The sequence below is a fragment of the Mycolicibacterium hodleri genome (assembly GCF_025822245.1).
Lineage (GTDB): Bacteria > Actinomycetota > Actinomycetes > Mycobacteriales > Mycobacteriaceae > Mycobacterium > Mycobacterium hodleri.
Window position 1 is genome coordinate 1 of the sequence record NZ_JACKTL010000035.1, and the last position, 21,488, is coordinate 21,488.

The following is a 21,488-nucleotide window of genomic DNA, read 5'->3' on the forward strand; positions in this document are numbered from 1 at the left end:
CGGCGGTGGCGCGTCCGCAGGCGGCGGTGCGTCGGCAGGCGGTGGCGCGCCCGGCGGCGGTGGCGGCGTCCTGGCGTACGGCGGCAGGACCTGGTCCGGCGGCGCGTAGTACGGCAGCGGCGGTGGCGGCCCGTTGTCGTTGGGCGGCACCGGCAGCGGGAACGGGGCGTTCGGCGCGGGTCCCGGCCCCGGCGGCACGCCCGGAGGCAGTTGGACGACCGGTGGGCCCGGGTCGTAGTCCGCGCCCGGCGGAATGTTCGGGAACTTGTTGGGCGGGGTGATGTTTCGGTCATTGGTGACCGGGGTCCCATACGGCACCGGCGGACCGCGCCAGGGGTTGTTGCCGATCGGCACGTAACCGCGTGGGTCTCGGCACAACTGGACCGTCGGCGCCCGCTTGCCGGGGAACTCCTGGCACGGGTAGTTGCGGGCGCCGCGCACCACCGACGGGTCGTTCTGAGCGGTCTTGCAGTACAGGTCGGTGGGCAGCTCGCGCAGCGTCGTGTCCGCCGGAGACCGGATCATCGCCGGCGGGATGAAGCCCGTCGAGCACGGCGGCGCGTCACCGAGGTCGACCTTGAAGTCCAGCTTGCCGCCCTCGTCGGCGGGTAGTCCGCCACCGACGGTGAGCAGCGCGGCGAACAGAGCCGGAAGGATCACCAGCGCCTGTTCGACGGACTTGCGGTAGATCACGCCGATGCGGCCGGCGTTGGCAAGGTTGGCGGCGAGCATCGGGAAGTTCGGGCGAATGCCGTCGAAGGTGGTGTTGGCGGCTTGGGCGGCACCGGGCGCCGTCTGCAGCACCGACCGCACCTGGGGATCGGCCTTCGCGACCTGGGTGGTGAACCGGGCCAGACCGTCGGCGAGGGACTTGATGTCGTCGCCGCTGCGGATCTGCGAGTCGAGGAACGGCCCCGCCTGATCGATCAGCTGCGAGATCTGGCCGTAGTTGTTGTTCGCCTCGTCGACGAGGAGCCGCGACGACTGGATCATCCGGGCCAGCTCCGGGCCGGATCCGTTGAACGCCTTGAACGTCTCCCGCAACAGATCCTGCACGCGGGCGTCGCCGATGCTGCTGACCAACGTGTCGGCCTGCGCCAGGAGGACCGCGATGTCCTGCCCGACGGCCGTGCGATCCAGACCGATCTTCGCACCGTCGCTCAACAGGTTCGACGACGGATCCTTCGGCGGCACCAGGTCGACGTACTGCTCGCCGACCGCGGACACGCTCTTCACGGTCGCGGTCACGTTGTCCGGTACGTCGGTGTCGGTGTTGAGCCGCATCGACGCCACCACGCCGGTGTCGTCGAGGCTCACGCTCTCCACCCGGCCGATCGTCACACCGCGATAGGTGACGTTGGCGTTCTGGTACAGGCCGCCACCGGCCTTGAACTCCGCGGTGATGTGGTAGGCGCCAATGCCGACCGCCGCGGGCAAGTGGAGGTAGAACGCCGAGATGGAACCAACGCAGATGACGGTGACGATCGCAAAGATCGACAACTGCACACGTGTCAGGCGATCCAGCATCTAGGGAGTCCCCCCGTCGTGCTGTGTCGCCGTTCCCGGCGGGATCTTGAACGGGTCGGCGGCTTGCCCGGAGAGGTTCGCCATCGCACCGACGAGGAAGTCGGGCGGGTTGATGATCTCGGACATGTGCTTCATGTTCGGGTCGAGGCCCTTCGAGGTGGTGAACACCGATTCACCCGTCCGCCGTAGCGTCAGGTCGAACGTCACGAACACGTTCAGGTAGTCGCCTCGAACCGCGTTGCGCAGGTACTTGTAGTGGAACGGGAACGTCGGCAGGATCTCGAGATCCTTGATGAAGTCGTCGGCGTTGTCGTTGAGCGACCGGATGACCGGATACAGATCCTTGAAGTCGGCGACGAGGTCGACCTTGGTCTCCGAGAGCACGTGCGACGCCACTCCGGCGAACGTCCGCAACGCGGTGAAGGCGTCGACGAGGTTGCTTCGGTTGTCGTTGAGCACCTTCAGTGCCGCGGGCAACGAGTCGAGCGCGCGGCCCAGGCTGTCGCGACCGTTGGCGAGGATGCCCGCGAAGCGGTTCAGCCCCTCCATCGCCGCGACGATGTCGCCCGTCTGCTGCTGCAGCGAGGAGGTCAGCTCGGCCAGCCGCGGGAGCAGGTCGGCGAACTGACCGGACCGGCCCGAAACCGCGGTGTAGAACTCGTCGGTGATGTCTTGCAACGCACCGAGATTGCCCTTGTTGACCACCACGCCCAGCGACGACAGGACTTCTTCGGTGGTGGGGTAGCGGCCGGCGCGCGACAGCGGAATGTTGGCGCCGTCGCGCAGTTTGCCCTGTCCGGCCTGGTCCACCGGCGGGGCGAGGTCGATGTGCTGCGAGCCGAGCAGAGAGGTTTGAGCCACCTTCGCGGTCACGTTCTCCGGAAGGTCGACGCCGCCGTCCAGCGACACCTTGACCGCCGCGTAGAACGTGCCGTCGGGCCGCTGCATCGCCTCGATGCCGGACACGCTGCCGACGGTCACGTCGTCGACCATCACCGGGGAGTTCTGCGGCAACGTCGCCACGTCGGGCAGCTCCACCGTGATGGTGTAGGAGCCGCTGCCGTGACCCGCGGTGCCCGGCATGTCGAGTGAGTTCAGGCCGCCGAACGCGCAGCCCGACATCAGGACGGCGCCCGAGCCGATGGCCACGGAGGTACGCCCGACGCGCAATGCCTTGCGAGACAGTCTTCTTCCGGTTCCCTTCACGGCTAACCACCCCCCGCTTCGGCTGGCAACGGCGCACCGGGTGCCGGTCCTGGCAGCGGTCCGCTGCCGTCCGGCGGAGTTCCGTACCCCTCGGCGGGGGCACCGACCTGTGACACCTGCCCCGGCACCGGCGGTGGCGGGAGGAGCAGATCGGTGAGCCTGCCGTCGGGTCCGAGCGTCGGCGGCGTCACGCCGGGGGCGGGCTGCCACTGCAGGTACGGCACCGGGGTTTGGGCCTTGGCCTCGGTTTCCGGTGTGTCGTAGGTGATCTGGCCCTTGTAGGCCGTGATGCTGTTGATCGGGTGGAACAGGATCGGCGGGTAGTTCACCGCGAGACGCTTCAACACCGGCGCCATTCGTTGCCGGCAGATCTCGGCGCGCTTGTAGTTGTCGGGTGAGGCGCCGACGTCGAACGTGCCGCCGCAGATGAACTGCACCGGGTTGGCGAAGTTGGGCAGCGACAGCAGTCCGCCGACGGTGCCCTGGGCCGGGTTGTAGATGTTGTAGAAGTTCGCGAGGCCGTTCGGCGCGATGTGCAGAACCTGCTCGATGTCGTCGCTGTGCTGGGTCAGCAGGTTGGTGAAGTCGGTCAGCTTGCCGATCTGCCCGATCAGCGCCTGGTTGTTCTCGTTGAGGAAGCCCTTGACGTCGGCCAGCGCCTGATTCAACGCCCCGAGCGTCTGGTCGAGATCCTGTGAGCTGTCGGCCAGCACCTGCGACACCGAGGCCACGTGGCTGGAGAACTGGACGATCTGCTCGTTGCTGTTGGCCAACGCGTTCACCAGCACCTGCAGGTTGCGCACGGTGCCGAACAGGTCGGTCCGGGAGTCGCCGAGCCGGCCCGCCGTCTGGGACAGCTCCCGCAGCGCGTTGCGGAACGAGTCGCCGTTGCCGTCGAAGGTGTCGGCAGCCTGGTTCACGAACGCGGCCAGGGGCCCCTGCATGTCGCCCTGCTTGGGCCCGAGCGACGCGCTTAGTTGGGTGAGCTGGGTCTTGACGTCATCCCATTCGACGGGGACGCCGGTGCGGTCGAGGCCGATCTGCGCGCCGTCGGCGAGCGCCGCCCCACCCGTGTACGCCGGGGTGAACTGGACGAACCTGGCCGACACCAGGTTTGGCGCGATGATGAGGGCCCGCGCGTCGGCGGGCACCTTGACGTCGCCGTCGACGGTCATCGTCACCTTGACGTCGTCGGCGCGGGGCTGGATGGACGTGATCTTGCCGACGGGGACGCCCACCACCCGCACGTCGTCGCCGGGATACAGACCCACCGTCGACGGGAAGTAGGCGACGACCTCGTGCCCCTTGGCCTTCGGCCACACCACGTACACGCCGCCGATCAACCCGGCAACCAGCATGGCGACCACTGCGAAACGCAGCCACCCGTTGCGCGAACCCGTCGAATTCTCTTGCGTCATGGCGACTTCGGCCTGATGACCATGCGCTCGGAAATGAATCCGCGCAGGTAGTCGGCAAGGCTGTCCGGCAGCTTGCCCGGCTGGAAGTACGTGTCCAGCAGGACCTCCGACAGCGTGGCGGGCGGCAACCCGTAGAGGTTGATGTTGAAGCCGGGACCGTTGCCGACGACCTCGCCGAGCGCGGTGGCGTACGGGGGCAGCCTGCGGAGGGCCTCGCCGATGTGCTCCTTACGCTCGAGGAGGTTGTCCAGCACGGCGTTCAACTTCTCCAGCGCCGGCTTGAATTCGCGCTTGTTGTCGGCGACGAAGCCCGAGAGCTGTTCGGAGACGGCCTGAATGCCGCCGATCAGATTGCTCAGCGCCTGTCGCCGGTCGTCGAGCTCGGCGAACAGCAAGTTGCCGTCGGTGATCAGCTGGTTGACCTGGCCGGCCCGTTGGGCGAGTGTGTCGGACACCTTCTTGGCATGGGCGAGCAGCTGCTCGAGCGCCTCGTCGCGCTTGTTGATGCTGCGGGACAGGTCGGCCACGCCGTCGAGCGCTCCGCGCAGCTGCGGGGTCGCGTCGCGCAGCGTGTCGGTCAGCACCTGCAGGGCCTGCTCGAACTTCGGCTTGTCGAGCTCGCCCGCATTCTGGCCGAGGTCCTGCAGCGCGGTGTTGAGTGTGTAGGGAGTCGTGGTGCGGCCCAACGGAACCACCGTCGTGCTGCCCCCACCCTTGGGGGTCACCGCGAGGGACTTCTGGCCGAGCACCGTGTCGGTCTTGATCGCCACCAGGGACTGGTCGCCGACGCGCACCTTCCGGTCGACGGTGAACTTCACCAGGGCGGAGTCTCCGGCGAGTTCGACGGAGTCGACCTTGCCGACCTTGATGCCGGAGACGCTGACGTCGTTGCCGGGGGTGATCCCGCCGGCGTCGGTGAAGTACGCCTCGTAGTTCTTGCCCTGGGGCCAGAACGGCAGTCCGGTGTAACCGAAGGACACCAGCACTAGGCACACCACCAGCGCGATGCCGAAGACACCGGTGCGTACGGGATTGCTCTCGCCGGCCCTAGCCATTCTCCGAGCACCTCCCCTTGGTCGGATCCGACGGACCACCGAACGGAATCAGGATGTCGCTACCCGCAGGCCCGTTGATCTTCATGCGGATCGAGCAGTAATAGATGTTGAAGAACGATCCGTACGCGCCCAATGCGTTGAGTCGCAGGTAGTTCTCCGCCAGCGGCTCGATGACCTTGTTGACGTCGGCCTTGCGCTCGTCCAGTCGCTGGGCCAAGGGCCGCAGGTTCTCGACGACGCCCTGGATGGGACGCCGTCCCGTTTGCAGGAGTTCGGTCAGATCGTTGGTGGCCGACGCCAACGGCGGAATTGCGCCGGCGATCGGGTCGCGATTCTGGGCCAGCCCGGTGATGAGCTGCTGCAGCTGGTCGACGGCGGTGTTGAACTGCGCGCCCTTGTCGTCGACGGTGCCCAGCACGGCGTTGAGATTGTTGATGGTGTCGCCGATCAGCTGATCGCGGGCGGCGAGGTCCTGGGTGAACGACGACGTGCTGGCGAGCAGGGTCGACAACGATCCGCCCTGGCCTTGCAACAGCTCGATGACGGCGTTGCTGACTTCGTTGATCTTGCTGCCGTCGAGTCCCTTGAGCACCGGGCGGAGGCCGCCGAGCAGCGCGTCGAGGTCCAGCGCGGGCTGCGTGTTGTCCTTGGAGATGGTGGCGCCCGCCGGAAGCTTGCGCAATTCCCCGGGGCCCGAGGTGATTTCGAGGTAGCGGTCGCCGACCAGGTTCTGATAGCGGACCACCGCCCTGGTCGAGGTGTACAGCTGGTAGCGGTCGTCGACGTCGAACGCCACGTCGACGGTGTTGTCGGGATTGAGTTCGACGTCCTTCACCGATCCCACCGGCACGCCCGCGATCCGGACGTCCTGACCGGCCTTGAGGCGGGAAGCCTCGGTGAAGGTGGCGTGGAAGGTGTTGCCCGACCCGAATCGGAATTGACCGAACACGACCACCAGGCCCGCCGCCACCAACAGCATGGCGACGGTGAAGATGCTGACGTAGACGACCGTCTTGTCGCGCTTCATCTAGAAGTCATCCCTTTCCGCGTACGCACCGTGGAACAGGAACTGCAGGGTCGACGGCGCGTCGAACTGCAACTCGGTGTTCGGCTGGTAGGGAACGTAGGCGTTGTCGGTGACCAGGAACGGCGGTCGCCACCAGGATCCGCCGTACTGCTTGCTCGGAATGTTCGGCAGACCGCGGCAATTGGGACCGCCGGAGGCGTTCACCATCGGCAGGCTCTCGGGGTAGGTGTAGGCCGGAGCGCCGGGCAGGAAGTTCGACGCCACGAACAGACCGGGGCGGATGCCACCGATGACGGGCGCGAACGTGTCGACCGCTTGGGCGACGCCCTTGAGCAGGCAGCCCAGTTCCGGGGAGTAGTCGGCGAGCACCTTCAGCGGCGCGCGCAGGCGCTGAACCGCCGCGATCAGGTCTTCGGCCCCCGGTTGCAACGTGGCCGTGCCGTTGTTCGCCAGCCCGGTGGCGGCCAGCAGCGTCGCATTCAGGTTGTCCTGCTGGTCGACGAGGGTGTTGCTGATCGTCGGGGTGTTGTCGAAGACCGTGACCAGGTCGGGTGCTGCGTCGGCGTACACGTTGCCGACCACGCCGGTCTTCTGGAATACCTGCTGTAGTTCCGGCAGCTTCGGATTGAATTGCTGCAGATAGTAATTGAGCCCGGCCAGCGTGGCGCCGAGGTCGTCACCGTGGCCACGAACGCCCTCGCCGAGCGCGCTCAGCGTGGCGTTGAGGTTGATCGGGTCGACCTTCTGCAGGGTGTTGGTCAGCGACTCGAAGAGCGTGTTGACCTCGAGCTGGACGTCGGGCGCATTCACCTGGGCGCCGGGGCGCAGCGAGCCGCCCTTCGGCTCGTCGGGTGTCAGGAACTCCACTGCCTTGGCCCCGAAGACCGTGGTGCCCGCGATGCGCACCTTGGCGTTCGACGGGATGAACTTCATCTGGCTGCTGTCCATGGCCAGCGTCAGCTTGGCCTGCTCGCCGGCGTATTCGATGGACTTGACCTTGCCGATCTGAATGCCGCGGTACTTGACCTTGGCGTCGGTTTCCATCACCAGGCCCGCGCGCGGGGCGGTCACCGTCACCGTGTCGGTGCGGGTGAACGCCGCCGTGTACGACAGGTAGGTGAAGACCACGGCCGCCAACAGGACAGCCGCGAGGATCGCAGCGGCGATCCTCACATGACTGCGCTTGGCGTCACCCATGGCTCGACCCGCCTATCCGGACAAGTTGAAGTTGCCCGACGCGCCGTAGGCGGCCAGGGAGATGAACAAGGTAATCGTGACCACGACGATGAGCGAGGTCCGGACGGCCTGACCGACGGCGATCCCGACGCCGACCGGGCCACCGGATGCGTTGTAGCCGTAGTAGGTGTGCACCAGCATCACCGCCACCGACATCACGATGGCTTGAAGGAAGGACCACAGTAGGTCCGTCGGGACCAGGAACGTGTTGAAGTAGTGGTCGTAGAGGCCGGCCGACTGCCCGTTGATGAAGACCGTGGTGAACCGCGCGGCGAAGAACGCCGCCAGCACCGACAGCGAATACAGCGGGACGATGGCGATCAACCCCGCGATGATTCGCGTCGACACCAGGTAGGACACCGAGTGCACGGCCATCGCCTCGACGGCGTCGATCTCCTCGGCGACGCGCATGGCACCCAGTTGGGCGGTGGTGCCGGCGCCGATCGTCGCGGCCAGCGCGATGCCCGCGATCACGGGTGCCACGATGCGGACGTTGAGGAACGCCGAGAGGAAGCCGGTCAGCGCTTCGATGCCGATGTTGCCCAGGGACGAATAACCTTGGACGGCAATGACACCGCCGGAGGCCAGCGTCAGGAACGCGGCCACGCCGACGGTACCGCCGATCATCACCAGGGCACCGGCGCCCATGGTCATCTCGGCGATGAGGCGGATGGTCTCCTTGCGGTACCGGGTCAGCGCGTTGGGGATGTAGCGGACCGACTCGCCGTAGAAGAGCGCCTGCTCCCCGACCGTGTCGATCGCCTTCGGCACGCCCCTGAAGAACCGGCGGATGCGCAGTGTCGCGTCGTAACTCACTATCGGGCCAACACTCTCACGCCGACCGCCGTCAGGATCACGTTGATCACGAACAGGCAGATGAAGGCGTAGACCACCGTCTCGTTGACCGCGACGCCAACTCCCTTGGGGCCGCCCTTGACGGTCAGTCCGCGATAGCACCCGACGAGCCCGGCCATCAGACCGAACAGCAGAGCCTTGAACATGGCGAGCACGAGCTCGCCGAGGCCGGTGAGGATGGTCAGCCCGTTGATGAAGGCGCCGGGGTTGACGCCCTGGAGGAAGACCGAGAACACGTAGCCGCCTGCGATGCCGATGGCGCAGACGAGACCGTTGAGCAGCAGCGCCACCAGGGTTGACGCCAACACCCGCGGGACGACGAGGCGTTGGATCGGATCGATGCCGAGCACGCGCATCGCGTCGATCTCTTCGCGGATGGTGCGGGCGCCGAGGTCCGCGCAGATCGCGGTGGCGCCGGCGCCGGCGACGACGAGCACCGTGACGACCGGGCCGAGCTGGGTGATGGTGCCGAACGCGGTACCCGCCCCGGAGAGGTCGGCGGCACCGAGCTCACGGAGCAGGATGTTGAGCGTGAACGCCACCAGGACGGTGAACGGGATGGCGACCAGCAGCGTCGGGACCAACGAGACCCGGGCGATCATCCACGTCTGATCGAGGAACTCGCGGAACTGAAACGGTCTGCGGAAGATCTTGACGAAGGTGTCCAGGGACATCTCGAAGAATCCGCCGACGGCCCGCGCCGGAGCCGTCAGCTGTTCCTTCAACCTGGACTCCGTTCTCGGGTCGGGGGTCGAAACGCGGTGACGGCGAATAGTCAGTGACTACGAGCCGCGACAACCTTCCAACCACTCGGTGCTGCGCCGCTCTTAGTGAGCCGGCTCATATTAACTAGAACACGTTCGCAGTGTCAAAGAACGGTAATATCCGTCGATATTGGGGTATCTGCGCAGGTCAGAGCCACTGTGACGCAGGTCATTCTGTAACGTGTTCTAGTCGTCTCGTCCTGCTGACAATCGAGACTGTCAGTCTCGCGAGGACATCAGGCCGTTGGCGGAGAAACCCTGCTCGGGGTCACGATCAGCAAAGTAATCGGTCATCGTCGACCCGAGGTCGTCGACGGCCCAGGCGTCCGACCCGGCGGTGAAGTGCTTCTCGGCAGTCGGCGCCGCCGCCAGCGTCACGGTTGGACCATAGACGATGAAGAGCTGTCCGTTGACCCCTTCGGCCGCCGGCGACGACAGGTATTGCACGAGGGTCACCACGTGCTCCGGTGACAGCCCGTCGATCTTGCCGTCCTCCACGGGCGGGGCGTCGCCGAAGACGTCGGCCGTCATCGCCGTCCTGGCACGCGGCGCGATCGCGTTGGCCCGGACCCCGTAGCGGCCAAGGGCTCGTGCCGCGGTCAGCGTCAGCGCCGTGATGCCCGCCTTGGCCGCCCCGTAATTGGCCTGCCCCACCGGGCCCGCCAGGCCCGCCTCCGACGACGTGTTGACGATGCGGCCGTAGACCGTTCCGCCGTTCTCCTTGGCCTTGGCACGCCAGTACGTCGCCGCGTTGCGGGTCAGCAGGAAGTGACCGCGCAGGTGCACCGCGATCACGGCGTCCCAGTCCTCGTCGGTCATGTTGAACAGCATCCGGTCTCGCGTGATCCCCGCGTTGTTCACGACGATCGACAGGCCACCGAGTCCGTCGGCGGTCGCGACCAGTTCGTCGGCCGTGCTGCGGGCACTGATGTCGCCGGCGACCGCCACGCCCTTGGATCCGGCGGCGGCGATCTCGTCGAGCACGTCCGATTGGTCGAGGGCGCCGGCGATGTCGTTCACGACGACCGTCGCGCCGACCCTGGCCAAGCCGATCGCCTCGGCCCGGCCCAGTCCCGCGGCCGCACCGGTCACCACCGCGACCAGTCCGGACAGATCCGTGGAGTCAGTCTGCGTGCTCACTTTATGAATACCTCTAGTCCTTGCGAATGATGGCGGCGCGGGGGCATTCGGCCACCGACTGCTCGGCCAGGTCCTCCTGATCGGACGGCACCGGGTCGGCCTTCACCACCGCATAGTCCTCGTCGTCCAGATCGAACAGGTCCGGGGCGATACCCAGGCACACTGCGTTGCCCTCACAGCGATCACGATCGACTTCGACTCGCATGACAACCTCCTCGAAACCCGGTGCGCACCTCCGCCCGGCGTCGGAACAGAATAACGGTGCCTGGATTCCAAGACTAGAACGTGTTACAACCGGGGAGGACCATGGGTCCCCCAGACACGTGCGGAAACAGTGAGGACAGCAGCGATGCGGATCGGCTACAGCCCCGAGCAAGAGGACTTGCGCCGCGAGTTGCGCTCGTACTTCACCAAGTTGATGACCCCCGAGCGCGCCGAGGCACTCAGCGCGGGCGACGGCGGCGAGATGGGGCGCGGCAGCGTCTACCGCGACACCGTCAAGCAGATGGGCACCGATGGGTGGCTGACCCTCAGTTGGCCCAAGGAGTACGGCGGCCAGGAGCGCTCCCCGATGGAGGGCCTCATCTTCAACGACGAGGCGTCGATTGCGAACGTGCCCGTGCCGTTCCTGACGATCAACAGCGTCGCGCCGACGATCATGCACTTCGGCTCCGACGAACAGAAGAAGTTCTTCCTTCCGAAGATCGCCGCCGGCGAATTGCACTTCTCCATCGGCTACTCCGAGCCCGGCGCCGGGACGGACCTGGCCGCCCTTCGCACCACCGCGGTTCGCGACGGCGACGACTACGTGGTCAACGGCCAGAAGATGTGGACGAGCCTGATCGCCTACGCCGACTACGTGTGGTTGGCGGTGCGCACCAACCCCGAGGCCAAGAAGCACCGTGGCATCTCGATGCTGATCATGCCCACCACGGCCGAGGGCTTCTCGTGGACCCCGGTGCACACCATGTCCGGCGTCGACACCAGCGCCACCTACTACCAGGACGTCCGCATCCCGGCCACCAACCTGGTCGGGGAGGAGAACGCCGGCTGGAAGCTGGTCACCAACCAGCTCAACCACGAACGCGTCGCCTTGGTGTCGGCCCAACCGATCTACGCCGCGCTCGGAGCCGTTCGCGAGTGGGCCCAGAACACCAAGGACGCCAGGGGAAACCGCCTGATCGACTCGGAATGGGTGCAGCTCAACCTCGCCCGGGTGCACGCCAAGGCCGAGGTGCTCAAGCTGATCAACTGGGAACTCGCCTCGGCGACCGACGAAGCCCCGTCCCCCGCCGACGCGTCGGCGGCCAAGGTGTACGGCACGGAGATGGCCACCGAGGCCTACCGGCTGCTCATGGAGGTGTTGGGGACCGCGGCGACGCTGCGCACCGACTCCCCCGGCGCGCAGTTGCGTGGCCGCATCGAGCGCATGCACCGGTCGTGCCTGATTCTGACCTTCGGCGGCGGCACCAACGAGATTCAGCGCGACATCATCGGCATGGTCGCCCTCGGCCTGCCACGAGTGAACCGTTAAGGGAGCGAAGACGTCACATGGATTTCTCGACAACTGAGGCCGCTACCGATCTCGGTGGCCTCGCACGTTCCATCGTCGACGCGGTCTGCACGCCGGACCGCCAGCGTGAACTGGACAAGCAGGACGAGCGCTTCGACCGCGAGCTGTGGTCGAAGCTGGTCGACGCCGACATCCTGTCGACCACGGCACCGGAGTCGTTGGGCGGTGGCGGTTTCGGCGTTCTCGAGGAGACCGCGGTGCTGGTCGCCCTCGGTCGCCAACTCGCGGCCGTGCCCTACCTGGAGTCGATCGTGCTCGCCGCGGGCGCCCTGGCGACGTTCGGCTCGGAGTCGCTGCAGCGCGAGTGGGCCACCCCCGCGGTGACGGGCGAGAAGATCCTGACCGTCGCACTCGACGGCGACATGGGCGAGGGCCCGGTCCGGGCCCAGTCCGTCGGTTCGGGCTACCGCCTCACCGGCTCCCGGGCGCTGGTGGGTTACGGGCCGGTCGCCGACGCGTTCCTGGTGCCGGCCGAGACGGACTCCGGCACGCACGTCTTCCTCGTCTCGGCGACCGACGACGGGGTGTCGACGACGTCGCTCGACACCACCGGCCACGGCAGCGTCGGCCACCTCGACCTGCAGGCCACCGAGCTCGACGGCAGCCGCCTCGTCGGTGGCGACGACGTGGCGTCCTGGCTCGTCACTCGGGCCACCTTGGCGCGCAGCGCCTTTCAGCTCGGCGTCCTGGAACGCGCGCTGGAGCTGACCGCGCAGTACGCGCGCGAGCGCGAGCAGTTCGACCGGCCCATCGGCAGCTTCCAGGCCGTTGGTCAGAGGCTGGCCGACGGGTACATCGACATCAAGGGGCTGCGGTTGACGGTGACGCAGGCGGCGTGGCGGCTGTCCGAGGACCTGCCTGCCGACCTGGAAGTCGGAACGGCAGCGTTCTGGGCAGCCGAGGCGGGCCACCGGGTCGCGCACACCGCGGTGCACGTGCACGGCGGCGTCGGCATCGACGTCGACCATCCCGTGCACCGCTACTTCCTCGCCGCCAAGCAGGCCGAGTTCGCCGTGGGCGGGGCCACCGGGCAGCTGCTGCGCATCGGCCGCGAGCTCGCCGAGACACCCGCCTGACAGGTGTCCGACGACCGACCGACCGTCACCGACCTACTCACGCCACTGGCCGACGTCACCGATCGCGGTGTGCACGAGGGTGATTCCTTCGTCTGCTGGCGCGATCACCTCCGGTCCGGAGCTCAGATCGCCGCGGCCCTGACCGCACGCATGGACCCGGCGCGGCCCATGCACGTCGGGGTGATGTTGGGCAACACGACCTTCTTTTCGTCGGTCCTGGTGGCGGCCGGCCTCTCCGGGCTGGTCACGGTGGGCCTCAACCCGACCCGGCGGGGGGCGGCCTTCGCCCGCGACGTCGCCCGCGCGGACTGCCAGTTGGTGCTGACCGACGACCTGGCCGCCCTCGGCGAGGCGATCCCCGAGGGGGTCCCCGTCGTCGACGTCGAATCAGCCTCGTGGGCAACCGAGTTGGCGGCACACCGGGACGCACCGGTCACCTTTGCCGACACGCGCCCCGACGACCTCTACATGCTGATCTTCACCTCGGGAACCAGCGGCGAGCCCAAGGCGGTCCGCGTGACGCACGACAAGGTGGCGTTTCCGGGCACCATGCTGGCGCAGCGCTTCGGACTCGGCCCCGACGACACGTTCTATCTCGCGATGCCACTGTTCCACTCCAACGCCATCATGGCGGGCTGGGCGGTCGCGGTCGCCGCCGGTGGCTCGATTGCGTTGCGGCGCAAGTTCTCCGCGTCCCAGTTCATCCCGGACGTCCGCCGCTACGGCGCCACCTACGCCAACTACGTCGGCAAGCCGCTGTCCTACGTGCTGGCCACCCCGCCCCGCGACGACGACGCCGACAACCCGCTGCGATTCATGTACGGCAACGAGGGTGCCCCGCGCGATCTGCCCCGCTTCGCGGCCCGATTCGGCACTTACGTCGTCGACGGCTTCGGCTCCACGGAGGGCGGCATCGCCGTCGCCCGCACGCCGGACACGCCCGACGGTTCGCTGGGACCGCTCACCGACGAGGTTGCCGTCGTCGACGTCGAGACCGGCGAACCGTGTCCCCCGGGCAAGGTCGGCGAACTGGTCAACCCGCAGGGCCGCGGCTGGTTCCGCGGCTACTACGGCGACGAGGCCGCCGAGACGGAACGCATGCGCGGCGGGATCTATCACAGTGGCGACCTCGCCTACTGCGACGACGCCGGCTACGTCTACTTCGCGGGGCGCCTCGGCGACTGGATGCGGGTCGACGGCGAGAACCTGGGCACGGCGCCGATCGAGCGAATCCTGTTGCGCCACGACGACGTTCTCGAGGCCGCCGTGTACCCGATTCCCGACCCCGCCGTCGGCGACCGGGTGATGGCCGCGCTGGTGCTCACCGACGGCGCGACGTTCGACGCGGATGCGTTCACGGCCTTCCTGGCCGGGCAACCGGACCTGGGTCCCAAGCAGTGGCCGTCCTTCGTGCGCATCGGCACCACCTTGCCGCGCACCGAGACGTTCAAGGTGATCAAGCGCCAATTGTCGGCGGAGGCCTTGGACTGCACCGACCCGGTGCACGCCATCGGTCGGTAACGTGAAGCCATGGGTTACCGCGAGACGGCGCCACCCAGGGAACTGGCCGACCTCGTCGAGACGGCATGGGCGGCCGACGGCGGCCTCGAATCCGTGCGCGTGCTCCCCGACGGATGCATGGACCTGATCGCCGTCGACGGCCGCGTGGTGGTCGCCGGCCCGGACGTCTCGGCCCTGGTCACTTCCCGTGGCCCACAGCCCACGAGCGGCCTGCGGTTTCGGCCGGGCGCGCTGCCACGGTTGCTCGGAGTGCCGGCGGCCCGGCTGGTGGGTCAACGTGTCGCCCTCGACGAGCTTCGGCCGGTGCGCCGCCCGGGCGGTCTGGTCGCAGTCGCGGGTGAGCTGTCCCGTCAGTCGCCACGTGGTGAGACCGCACCGTGGTCGCCGACCGCGTTGCGGCACGTCACCGCCGCGCTGGCGGCGGGCACGCCGGTCGAGCAGGTCGCCCGCGAGGCCGGCTGGTCCAACCGCTCCCTGCAGCGGCAGTGTCAGGCCGTGTACGGCTACGGACCCGCCATGCTGCGCCGCATTCTGCGGTTTCGCCGCGCGGCCGCGATGCTGCGGGCCGGCAGGTCCCCAGCCGAGGTTGCCGCCGCCGCCGGTTACGCCGACCAGCCTCACCTGCACCGGGAGGTGCGCGCCTTCGCCGGCACCACCGTCACCACGCTGGCGTCCGGCTAGGGCAGTGTCGCGAAGAGGTCCACGGAGGTGCCGTCGGGATCCTCGACCGTGGCGTAGCGCTGACCCCAGGGCGCGTCGTGGGGCGCCAGCGTGCCGGGATGCCCTGCGCCGGTGAGGGTTTCGAACATGGCGTCCACCGCGCGGGGCGCGTCGAACTCGAAGGCGATCGCGACTCGGCCGGGACCGGTCGGCGGCGTCCACCCCGCGTGCATGCCCGCAATCACCTCCTCGGCGTCGACGGCGAGCCTGTTGCCTCCCGGCAGGGCGACCTCGACGTGCGGGCCGTCGGGATCGGGTATGTCGAGGCCGAGCAGGCGGTAGAAGTCCACGGACCGGGCGACGTCACGCGCGACGATCTCGACGACGACGGAGTGCAGTGAAGATGTCATGTACCGAACGCTAGGCGCCTGCGACGGCCGAGTCGTGAACGAATCGGACACGTCGGTCGACGCCCGACCACCGGCGAGCAAATGATCGTCGAGGCCGTGACACCGCGTGCGCCAACCTCGTCGGCAGCGCACACGGGGACGTCGGGTGGACATACCCACCCTGAACAGGGCATGTTTTGAGCTACGCTTCGCTCCGGAATGGACAGCCTCGTCGCTCGTCGGCAGTCTCCACCAGTGAAGTATCCGAATACGAGGAGTTAACGCATGAGATCTTCGGCGCTCACCGGTGCGGCTGCTGCCGTTGCCGCCCTTGCCATCGTCGTATCCGGCTGCGGCTCGGACACCAAGACCGCGGCGTCCAGCAGTTCCCAGACGAGCAGTTCGTCGAGCGCGACGACCTCCACGGCGAGCGCGACCCCCGGGGAGGTGGCCGCCAAGAAACCGACGATCGCGGACTACATCAAGGACAACGCCATCCAGGAGACCGGGGTCAAGATGGGCGATCCCGACGCACCCGCGGTCAACCTTCCCGTGCCGGAGGGCTGGCGGGCCCTTTCGCCGGAGGAGGCACCCGAGTACGCCTACGGCGCGATCGTCTACACCGGACCGGAATTCACGGCAGATCCGCCCAACATCGTCGCGTTGATGTCCAAGCTGAGCGGCGACGTCGACCCCCAGAAGATCATCGACCTGGCGCCCGGCGAGCTCAACAACCTGCCGGACTACAAGCCGGGCAACGAGGGTGAGACCAGCACGTTGGGCGACTACCCGGCGTACGTGCTCGGTGGCACCTACACCAGGGACGGCGCGACGCGCTTCATCGCGCAGAAGACGGTCGTGATCCCCGCCGCCAACGGGTTGTACGTGTTGCAGCTCAACGTCGACGGGCCCAACGCGGCAGGCGACGTCCTGTCCGCCGCAACCGACAAGATCGACGGCGACACCACAATCGGGTGACGAGACCCGTGTGGCGTGTCAGCCGCGGATGCCGTCCAGGCGCCGGGTGGCCGCCTCGAAACCGTTCACCAGCTCGGCCATGATGTCGGCGACGGGACGAATCTCGTTCATCCGCCCGACGATCTGGCCGACGGGCATGGCGACGGCCGTCGGGTCCTTCGCCTCGTTCATCCGTTGATGCGCCTCGCTGACGAGGATGTTCTGCAACGGCATCGGCAGCGGTTCCGGCGCGCCGTCGGCGTCCCAGGCCTCGGTCCAGCGGGACTTGAGCAGCCGGGCCGGCTTGCCGGTGTAGATCTTGCGGCGCACCGTGTCACTGGAGGTCGCGGCGAGCATGGCCTCCTGAATCACCGACACACCGGAGGAGCCCCGCACGCCGAGGTCGTACTCGGCCGCGGTGAGGAACGCCGACCCCATCCACACGCCCTGGGCGCCCAGCGCCAGGGCCGCCGCCACCTGCCGACCCGTACCGATGCCTCCCGCGGCCAACACCGCGGCCTTGCCGTCCAGGGCGTCGACCACCTCCGGCACCAGCACCATCGACGCGATCTCGCCGGTGTGGCCACCCGCTTCGTGCCCCTGGGCGATGACGACGTCGACGCCGATGTCGAGATGCCGCAGCGCATGTTTGGCGCTGCCTGCCAGCGCGGCCACCGGGACGCCCGCGGCGTGCACCTGGTCGATGACGTCCTTCGGCGGCGTACCCAGCGCGTTGGCGATCAGCTTGATCGGATGCTTGAGCGCCACCTCGACGTGTGACCTGGCGACCGAATGCAGCCATCCCAGAACGCCTTCGGACTTCGCCTCGTCGTCCGGCAGGGGCGGCACGCCGAGGTCGGCGAGTGTCTTGTCGACGAATTCGCGGTGCGTCTGCGGGATCAGCTTGTTGATGTCGACCGCGGAGCCCTCCGTCGGCACCTTGGCGGGCATCACGATGTCCACGCCGTACGGCTTGCCGTCGGTGTTCTCGTCCATCCACTGCAGGACCCGCTCGAGGTCGTCGGCCTGGTTGAACCGGACGCAACCCAGCATGCCGAGACCGCCGGCGCGGGTGACCGCTGCGGCGACCTTCTCCGACGGCGTGAAGACGAAGATCGGGTACTCGATGCCGAAGCGTTCGCAGAGTTCGGTCTTCACTTCGCAGCTCCTACGTGCTTGGCGTGGACGTCGTCGGCGGGACGCTCCTCGGTGGTGTCCTTGGCCCAGCGGTAGTCGGGCTTGCCCGCCGGGGAACGCTTGACCTCGTCGACCAGCCAGAGGCTGCGCGGCACCTTGTACCCGGCGATCTCGGTGCGGACGAAGGCGTCGAGTTCGGCAAGCGTCGGCCGGGTGCCCTCCCTGGGGTGGACGACGGCCGCGACGTGCTGGCCGAAACGCGGATCGGGAACCCCGACCACCAACGCGTCGAACACGTCGGGGTGCCCCTTGAGTGCGGCCTCGACCTCTTCGGGGTAGATCTTCTCGCCACCGCTGTTGATCGACACCGACCCACGGCCCAGCATCGTGACGCTACCGTCGGCCTCGACCTCGGCGTAGTCGCCCGGAATCGCGTACCGCACACCGTTGTACGTGCGGAACGTCTCGGCGGTCTTCTTCTCGTCCTTGAAGTAGCCGACCGGGATGTGGCCGCTCTTGGCGATGATGCCGCGCACGCCCGAACCCGGGACGACCTCGTTGCCGTCCTCGTCGAGCACCTTGGTGTTCTTGTCGATGGTCACCCGGGGACCGCCGGTGTGTGACTGGCCCTTGGCCACGATGCTGGTCCCGCCGAAGCCGGTCTCCGACGATCCGATCGAATCGGTGATGATCCGGTTGGGCAGCAGTTCGAGGAACTTCTCCTTCAGGCTGGTGGAGAACAGCGCCGCGGTGCTGGCCAGCAGGAACAGCGAGGACAGGTCGTAGGTGTTGCCCTCCTCCTGGTGGGCGAGCAATGCGTCGAGCAACGGCCGGGCCATCGCGTCACCGGTGAAGAACAGCAGGTTCACCTTGTGCTCGTGAATCATCCGCCAGACCTCGTCGGCGTCGAATTCCGGTGCCAGCACCACGGTTTGGCCGGAGAACAGCGACATCCAGGTGGCCGACTGGGTGGCGCCGTGGATCATCGGCGGGATCGGGAGACGGATCATGGGCGGGTTCGCCGCGGCCGCCTTGGACAGGTCGTACTCGTCGGCGATGGGCTCGCCCGTGGCGAAGTCGGTGCCGCCGAACAAGACTCGGTAGATGTCTTCGTGGCGCCACATCACGCCCTTCGGGAAGCCCGTGGTGCCGCCGGTGTAGAGCAGGTAGATGTCGTCTTGGCTGCGCGGACCGAAGTCCCGCTCGGGTGAACCCTGCTCCAGCGCGGCGTAGAACTCGACGCCGCCGTACCGCTGGAAGTCGTCGTCGCTCCCGTCCTCGACGACCAGGATCGTCTTCACCTTCGGCGTCTCGGGCAGCACGTTGGCGACGCGGTCGGCGTAGCGCCGCTCGTGGACCAGCGCGACCATGTCGGAGTTGTCGAAGAGGTACTTCAACTCACCCTCGACGTACCGGAAGTTGACGTTCACCAGGATGGCGCCCGCCTTGACGATCCCCAGCATCGCGATGACGATCTCGATGCGGTTGCGGCAGTAGAGGCCGACCTTGTCGTCCTTCTGCACCCCGCGGTCGAGGAGGTAGTGGGCGAAGCGGTTGGCCTTCTCCTCCAACTCGGCGTAGGTCAATCGTTGGTCACCGGAGATCAGGGCGACGCGGTCTGGCACGGCATCGATTGCGTGCTCGGCGAGATCGGCGATATTCAGGGCCACGGAACCTAAACTAGAACGTGTTACATTTTTGTTCAAGCAGCACAGTCAGACAAGGTCCTCTTTCCTGGACGAGTGGTGAAAGGTGAGTTACCCGTGACCGAGCCGGACAAGAGCCCCGACGCCCTCATCGAGCAGCGTGGACACACGCTGATTCTGACGTTGAACCGGCCGGAGGCGCGCAACGCGCTGTCCACCGAGATGCTCTCGATCATGGTCGAGGCGTGGGACCTCGTCGACTCCGATCCGGAGATCCGGTCGTGCATCCTCACCGGTGCGGGCGGCTACTTCTGCGCAGGCATGGACCTCAAGGCCGCGACGAAGGCACCGCCTGGCGACTCCTTCAAGAGCGGTGGCTTCGACCCCACCCGCATCGACGGGCTGTTGAAGGGTCGACGCCTGACCAAGCCGTTGATCGCCGCGGTCGAGGGCCCCGCGATCGCGGGTGGCACGGAGATCCTGCAGGGCACAGACATCCGCATTGCCGGCGAGAGCGCCAAGTTCGGCATCTCCGAGGCCAAGTGGAGCCTGTACCCGATGGGCGGATCCGCCGTGCGGCTGCCGCGTCAGATCCCGTACACGATCGCGTGCGACCTGCTGCTGACCGGCCGCCACATCACCGCCGCCGAGGCGCTGTCCTACGGGTTGATCGGCTACGTGGTGCCCGACGGGTCGGCGCTGGACAAGGCGCTCGAGATCGCCGAGCTCGTCAACGCCAACGGGCCGCTGGCCGTGCAGGCGATCCTCAAGTCCATCCACGACACCGAGGGCATGCACGAGCTCGAGGCGTTCCAGGTGGACACCAAGATCGGCATCGGGGTGTTCATGTCCGACGACGCCAAGGAGGGCCCGTTGGCGTTCAAGGAGAAGCGGCCGCCGAACTTCCAGATGAAGTAGCAAGATGGGCGCGTGGCCCAGACGAACGACGCGCTACTCGCCGACATCGGCCAACGCCTCGACGACCTCCCTGTTGGTCCGATGCATCGCAGGGTGGTCCTCGCCGTCGGTCTCGGCCTGTTCTTCGAGATCTACGAGATCTTCCTGTCGAGCACCATCAGCACGACCCTCAAGACGCAGTACGACCTCGGCGGCACGGAGCTCAAGCTGCTGCTGGCGTCGACGTTCCTCGGCATGTTCATCGGTTCGGCGGCGCTCGGCGGGCTCGCCGACCGCATCGGCCGCCGCCGTGCGTTCCTGTTCAACCTGACCTGGTTCTCCGTGTGGACGCTGATCGGCGCGTTCTCCCTCAACCCCGCAATGCTGGTCGCCACTCGGTTCCTGGCCGGCCTCGGCATCGGCGCCGAATACCCCGTCGCCGACGCCTACCTGTCCGACGTCCTGCCGAAGTCGGACCGCGGTCGGCTGGCGGCGTGGGCGTACACCTGCTCGTTCGTCGCGGTGCCGGTGCTGGGGTTCATGTCGCTGGGCCTCACCGAACACGGACTGCTCGGCGTACCCGGCTGGCGCTTGCTGCTGGTGATCGGCTCGATCGGCGCCGTGGCGGTGGCGCTCCTGCGGCGCGGACTGCCGGAGTCGCCGCGCTGGCTCGCCGGGGTCGGGAGGTCCGACGACGCCATGGCCGCCCTTCGGCGGTTCGAGACGGACCCGACGACGGCGCCCGTCGCCGCGACCCGCGAGCCGGACTCGCCCCCGCCCGCGGTGGTCACCAAACCACTGAAGCGGCTTGGCATCTCGCCCTACCGCCAACGACTGGGCATGCTCGCGGTGTTCCACGTCTTCCAGTCGTTCGGCTACTACGGGTTCGGCACGCTGGCCGCGCTGGTCCTGGTGAGCCGCGGCTACGACGTCACCACGTCACTGCTCTACACGTCGCTGTCCTACCTCGGCTATCCCGTCGGATCGGTGCTGGCGATTCCGCTGCTGAGGTGGTTCGAACGCAAGTACCTCGTCATGGGGTCGATCGGCGCCTTGGCGGCCTTCGGCCTGCTGTTCGCCACCGTGCACCAGACGGCCCTGATCGTCGTGTTCGGCTTCCTGACCACCGCGACGAGCAACGTGTTCTCGAACGTCTATCACGTGTACCAGGCCGAGATCTTCCCGACCGACGTGCGCGCGACGGCCGTCGGGTGGACCTACTCGCTGTCGCGGTTGTCCAGCGCGGCACTGCCGTTCGTGCTGATTCCCGTGCTCGACGAGTACGGCGCCACGGCGATGTTCACCGTCGTGCTCCTCGCGCTGGCGATTGCCACCGCCGCCGTCGCCTGGGTGGGTCCGAAGACCTCACGACGCAACCTCGAGGAGATCAACCCCGTGTGAGGG

At 67.6% G+C, this 21,488-nt stretch carries 20 protein-coding genes; 7 read left to right on the forward strand and 13 right to left on the reverse strand.

The annotated features are described in order from the left end of the window. The 10 genes from H7J06_RS15360 to H7J06_RS15405 all read right to left on the reverse strand — a co-directional run. Window positions 1-1,527 (reverse strand): virulence factor Mce family protein (locus H7J06_RS15360; RefSeq protein WP_264039817.1); only part of this gene is annotated, 1,527 nt, incomplete at its 3' end. Next, a complete protein-coding gene (locus H7J06_RS15365; protein ID WP_264039852.1) occupies window positions 1,528-2,649 on the reverse strand; it encodes an MCE family protein in 1,122 nt (373 codons plus the stop codon). Between the two features lie 86 nt (window positions 2,650-2,735). Continuing rightward, window positions 2,736-4,151, reverse strand: a complete 1,416-nt coding sequence (locus H7J06_RS15370) for an MCE family protein (protein WP_264039818.1) — start codon at window positions 4,149-4,151, stop codon at window positions 2,736-2,738. After that, entirely contained in the window at window positions 4,148-5,206 is a 1,059-nt protein-coding gene (locus H7J06_RS15375) for a virulence factor Mce family protein (RefSeq protein ID WP_264039819.1), read from the reverse strand. Before H7J06_RS15375 ends, H7J06_RS15370 begins: the two co-directional genes overlap by 4 nt. Beyond that, a complete protein-coding gene (locus H7J06_RS15380) occupies window positions 5,199-6,233 on the reverse strand; it encodes an MCE family protein (protein ID WP_264039820.1) in 1,035 nt (344 codons plus the stop codon). The genes H7J06_RS15375 and H7J06_RS15380 overlap by 8 nt, the downstream gene beginning before the upstream one ends. Further along, the gene (locus tag H7J06_RS15385; RefSeq protein WP_264039821.1) at window positions 6,234-7,430 is read right to left on the reverse strand and encodes an MCE family protein; all 1,197 of its coding nucleotides are present in this window, start codon (window positions 7,428-7,430) and stop codon (window positions 6,234-6,236) included. A 12-nt stretch (window positions 7,431-7,442) separates the two neighbouring features. Beyond that, window positions 7,443-8,285, reverse strand: a complete 843-nt coding sequence (locus H7J06_RS15390) for an MlaE family ABC transporter permease (RefSeq protein ID WP_264039822.1) — start codon at window positions 8,283-8,285, stop codon at window positions 7,443-7,445. After that, window positions 8,285-8,998, reverse strand: a complete 714-nt coding sequence (locus tag H7J06_RS15395) for an MlaE family ABC transporter permease (RefSeq protein ID WP_370464917.1) — start codon at window positions 8,996-8,998, stop codon at window positions 8,285-8,287. The genes H7J06_RS15390 and H7J06_RS15395 overlap by 1 nt, the downstream gene beginning before the upstream one ends. 309 nt (window positions 8,999-9,307) lie before the next feature. Further along, window positions 9,308-10,228: a 3-oxoacyl-ACP reductase gene (locus H7J06_RS15400; protein ID WP_264039823.1), complete on the reverse strand. Its 921-nt coding sequence runs from the start codon at window positions 10,226-10,228 to the stop codon at window positions 9,308-9,310. A 13-nt stretch (window positions 10,229-10,241) separates the two neighbouring features. After that, window positions 10,242-10,433, reverse strand: a complete 192-nt coding sequence (locus H7J06_RS15405; RefSeq protein WP_264039825.1) for a ferredoxin — start codon at window positions 10,431-10,433, stop codon at window positions 10,242-10,244. Window positions 10,434-10,577: 144 nt separating this feature from the next. On the opposite strand from H7J06_RS15405, the gene H7J06_RS15410 reads away from it, so the two are divergent. The 4 genes from H7J06_RS15410 to H7J06_RS15425 are packed head-to-tail and all read left to right on the forward strand — an operon-like array spanning window position 10,578 to window position 15,079. Continuing rightward, the gene (locus H7J06_RS15410) at window positions 10,578-11,762 is read left to right on the forward strand and encodes an acyl-CoA dehydrogenase family protein (protein WP_264039826.1); all 1,185 of its coding nucleotides are present in this window, start codon (window positions 10,578-10,580) and stop codon (window positions 11,760-11,762) included. Window positions 11,763-11,779: 17 nt separating this feature from the next. Further along, window positions 11,780-12,877 carry an acyl-CoA dehydrogenase family protein gene (locus H7J06_RS15415; protein ID WP_264039827.1) on the forward strand — a complete coding sequence of 366 codons (1,098 nt, stop codon included), beginning with the start codon at window positions 11,780-11,782 and terminating at the stop codon, window positions 12,875-12,877. 3 nt (window positions 12,878-12,880) lie between these two features. After that, entirely contained in the window at window positions 12,881-14,398 is a 1,518-nt protein-coding gene (gene fadD17, locus H7J06_RS15420; protein ID WP_264039828.1) for a long-chain-fatty-acid--CoA ligase FadD17, read from the forward strand. 9 nt (window positions 14,399-14,407) lie between these two features. Continuing rightward, window positions 14,408-15,079 (forward strand): helix-turn-helix domain-containing protein, encoded by a 672-nt coding sequence (locus H7J06_RS15425; RefSeq protein ID WP_264039829.1) that lies wholly within the window; start codon window positions 14,408-14,410, stop codon window positions 15,077-15,079. Here H7J06_RS15425 and H7J06_RS15430 read toward each other — a convergent pair. Next, window positions 15,076-15,468, reverse strand: a complete 393-nt coding sequence (locus H7J06_RS15430; protein WP_264039830.1) for a VOC family protein — start codon at window positions 15,466-15,468, stop codon at window positions 15,076-15,078. The genes H7J06_RS15425 and H7J06_RS15430 overlap by 4 nt on opposite strands. 264 nt (window positions 15,469-15,732) lie before the next feature. Between H7J06_RS15430 and lpqN the strand changes: the two genes are divergently transcribed. Next, entirely contained in the window at window positions 15,733-16,425 is a 693-nt protein-coding gene (lpqN, locus tag H7J06_RS15435; protein WP_264039831.1) for an envelope biogenesis lipoprotein LpqN, read from the forward strand. 18 nt (window positions 16,426-16,443) lie between these two features. Here the strand turns inward: lpqN and H7J06_RS15440 are convergent, their stop codons facing one another. Continuing rightward, window positions 16,444-17,562 (reverse strand): NAD(P)H-dependent flavin oxidoreductase, encoded by a 1,119-nt coding sequence (locus tag H7J06_RS15440; RefSeq protein ID WP_264039832.1) that lies wholly within the window; start codon window positions 17,560-17,562, stop codon window positions 16,444-16,446. Next, window positions 17,559-19,211 (reverse strand): medium/long-chain-fatty-acid--CoA/3-oxocholest-4-en-26-oate--CoA ligase, encoded by a 1,653-nt coding sequence (locus H7J06_RS15445; RefSeq protein ID WP_308205795.1) that lies wholly within the window; start codon window positions 19,209-19,211, stop codon window positions 17,559-17,561. Before H7J06_RS15445 ends, H7J06_RS15440 begins: the two co-directional genes overlap by 4 nt. A gap of 93 nt (window positions 19,212-19,304) precedes the next feature. Here H7J06_RS15445 and H7J06_RS15450 point away from each other — a divergent pair, with 93 nt between their 5' ends. Both H7J06_RS15450 and H7J06_RS15455 read left to right on the forward strand, forming a co-directional pair. Continuing rightward, the gene (locus H7J06_RS15450) at window positions 19,305-20,105 is read left to right on the forward strand and encodes a crotonase/enoyl-CoA hydratase family protein (RefSeq protein ID WP_264039834.1); all 801 of its coding nucleotides are present in this window, start codon (window positions 19,305-19,307) and stop codon (window positions 20,103-20,105) included. Window positions 20,106-20,117: 12 nt separating this feature from the next. Next, window positions 20,118-21,485: an MFS transporter gene (locus tag H7J06_RS15455; protein ID WP_264039835.1), complete on the forward strand. Its 1,368-nt coding sequence runs from the start codon at window positions 20,118-20,120 to the stop codon at window positions 21,483-21,485. Window positions 21,486-21,488: the final 3 nt, after the last annotated feature.

What these genes read in the sequence shown, in the direction of transcription:
- H7J06_RS15380 (WP_264039820.1), bottom strand. Translation starts at nt 6,233, where the DNA reads ATGAAGCGCGACAAGACGGTCGTCTACGTCAGCATCTTCACCGTCGCC.
- H7J06_RS15395 (WP_370464917.1), bottom strand. Translation starts at nt 8,998, where the DNA reads ATGTCCCTGGACACCTTCGTCAAGATCTTCCGCAGACCGTTTCAGTTC.
- H7J06_RS15385 (WP_264039821.1), bottom strand. Translation starts at nt 7,430, where the DNA reads ATGGGTGACGCCAAGCGCAGTCATGTGAGGATCGCCGCTGCGATCCTC.
- H7J06_RS15405 (WP_264039825.1), bottom strand. Translation starts at nt 10,433, where the DNA reads ATGCGAGTCGAAGTCGATCGTGATCGCTGTGAGGGCAACGCAGTGTGC.
- H7J06_RS15410 (WP_264039826.1), top strand. Translation starts at nt 10,578, where the DNA reads ATGCGGATCGGCTACAGCCCCGAGCAAGAGGACTTGCGCCGCGAGTTG.
- H7J06_RS15415 (WP_264039827.1), top strand. Translation starts at nt 11,780, where the DNA reads ATGGATTTCTCGACAACTGAGGCCGCTACCGATCTCGGTGGCCTCGCA.
- H7J06_RS15375 (WP_264039819.1), bottom strand. Translation starts at nt 5,206, where the DNA reads ATGGCTAGGGCCGGCGAGAGCAATCCCGTACGCACCGGTGTCTTCGGC.
- H7J06_RS15365 (WP_264039852.1), bottom strand. Translation starts at nt 2,649, where the DNA reads ATGTCGGGCTGCGCGTTCGGCGGCCTGAACTCACTCGACATGCCGGGC.
- H7J06_RS15370 (WP_264039818.1), bottom strand. Translation starts at nt 4,151, where the DNA reads ATGACGCAAGAGAATTCGACGGGTTCGCGCAACGGGTGGCTGCGTTTC.
- lpqN (WP_264039831.1), top strand. Translation starts at nt 15,733, where the DNA reads ATGAGATCTTCGGCGCTCACCGGTGCGGCTGCTGCCGTTGCCGCCCTT.
- H7J06_RS15430 (WP_264039830.1), bottom strand. Translation starts at nt 15,468, where the DNA reads ATGACATCTTCACTGCACTCCGTCGTCGTCGAGATCGTCGCGCGTGAC.
- H7J06_RS15425 (WP_264039829.1), top strand. Translation starts at nt 14,408, where the DNA reads ATGGGTTACCGCGAGACGGCGCCACCCAGGGAACTGGCCGACCTCGTC.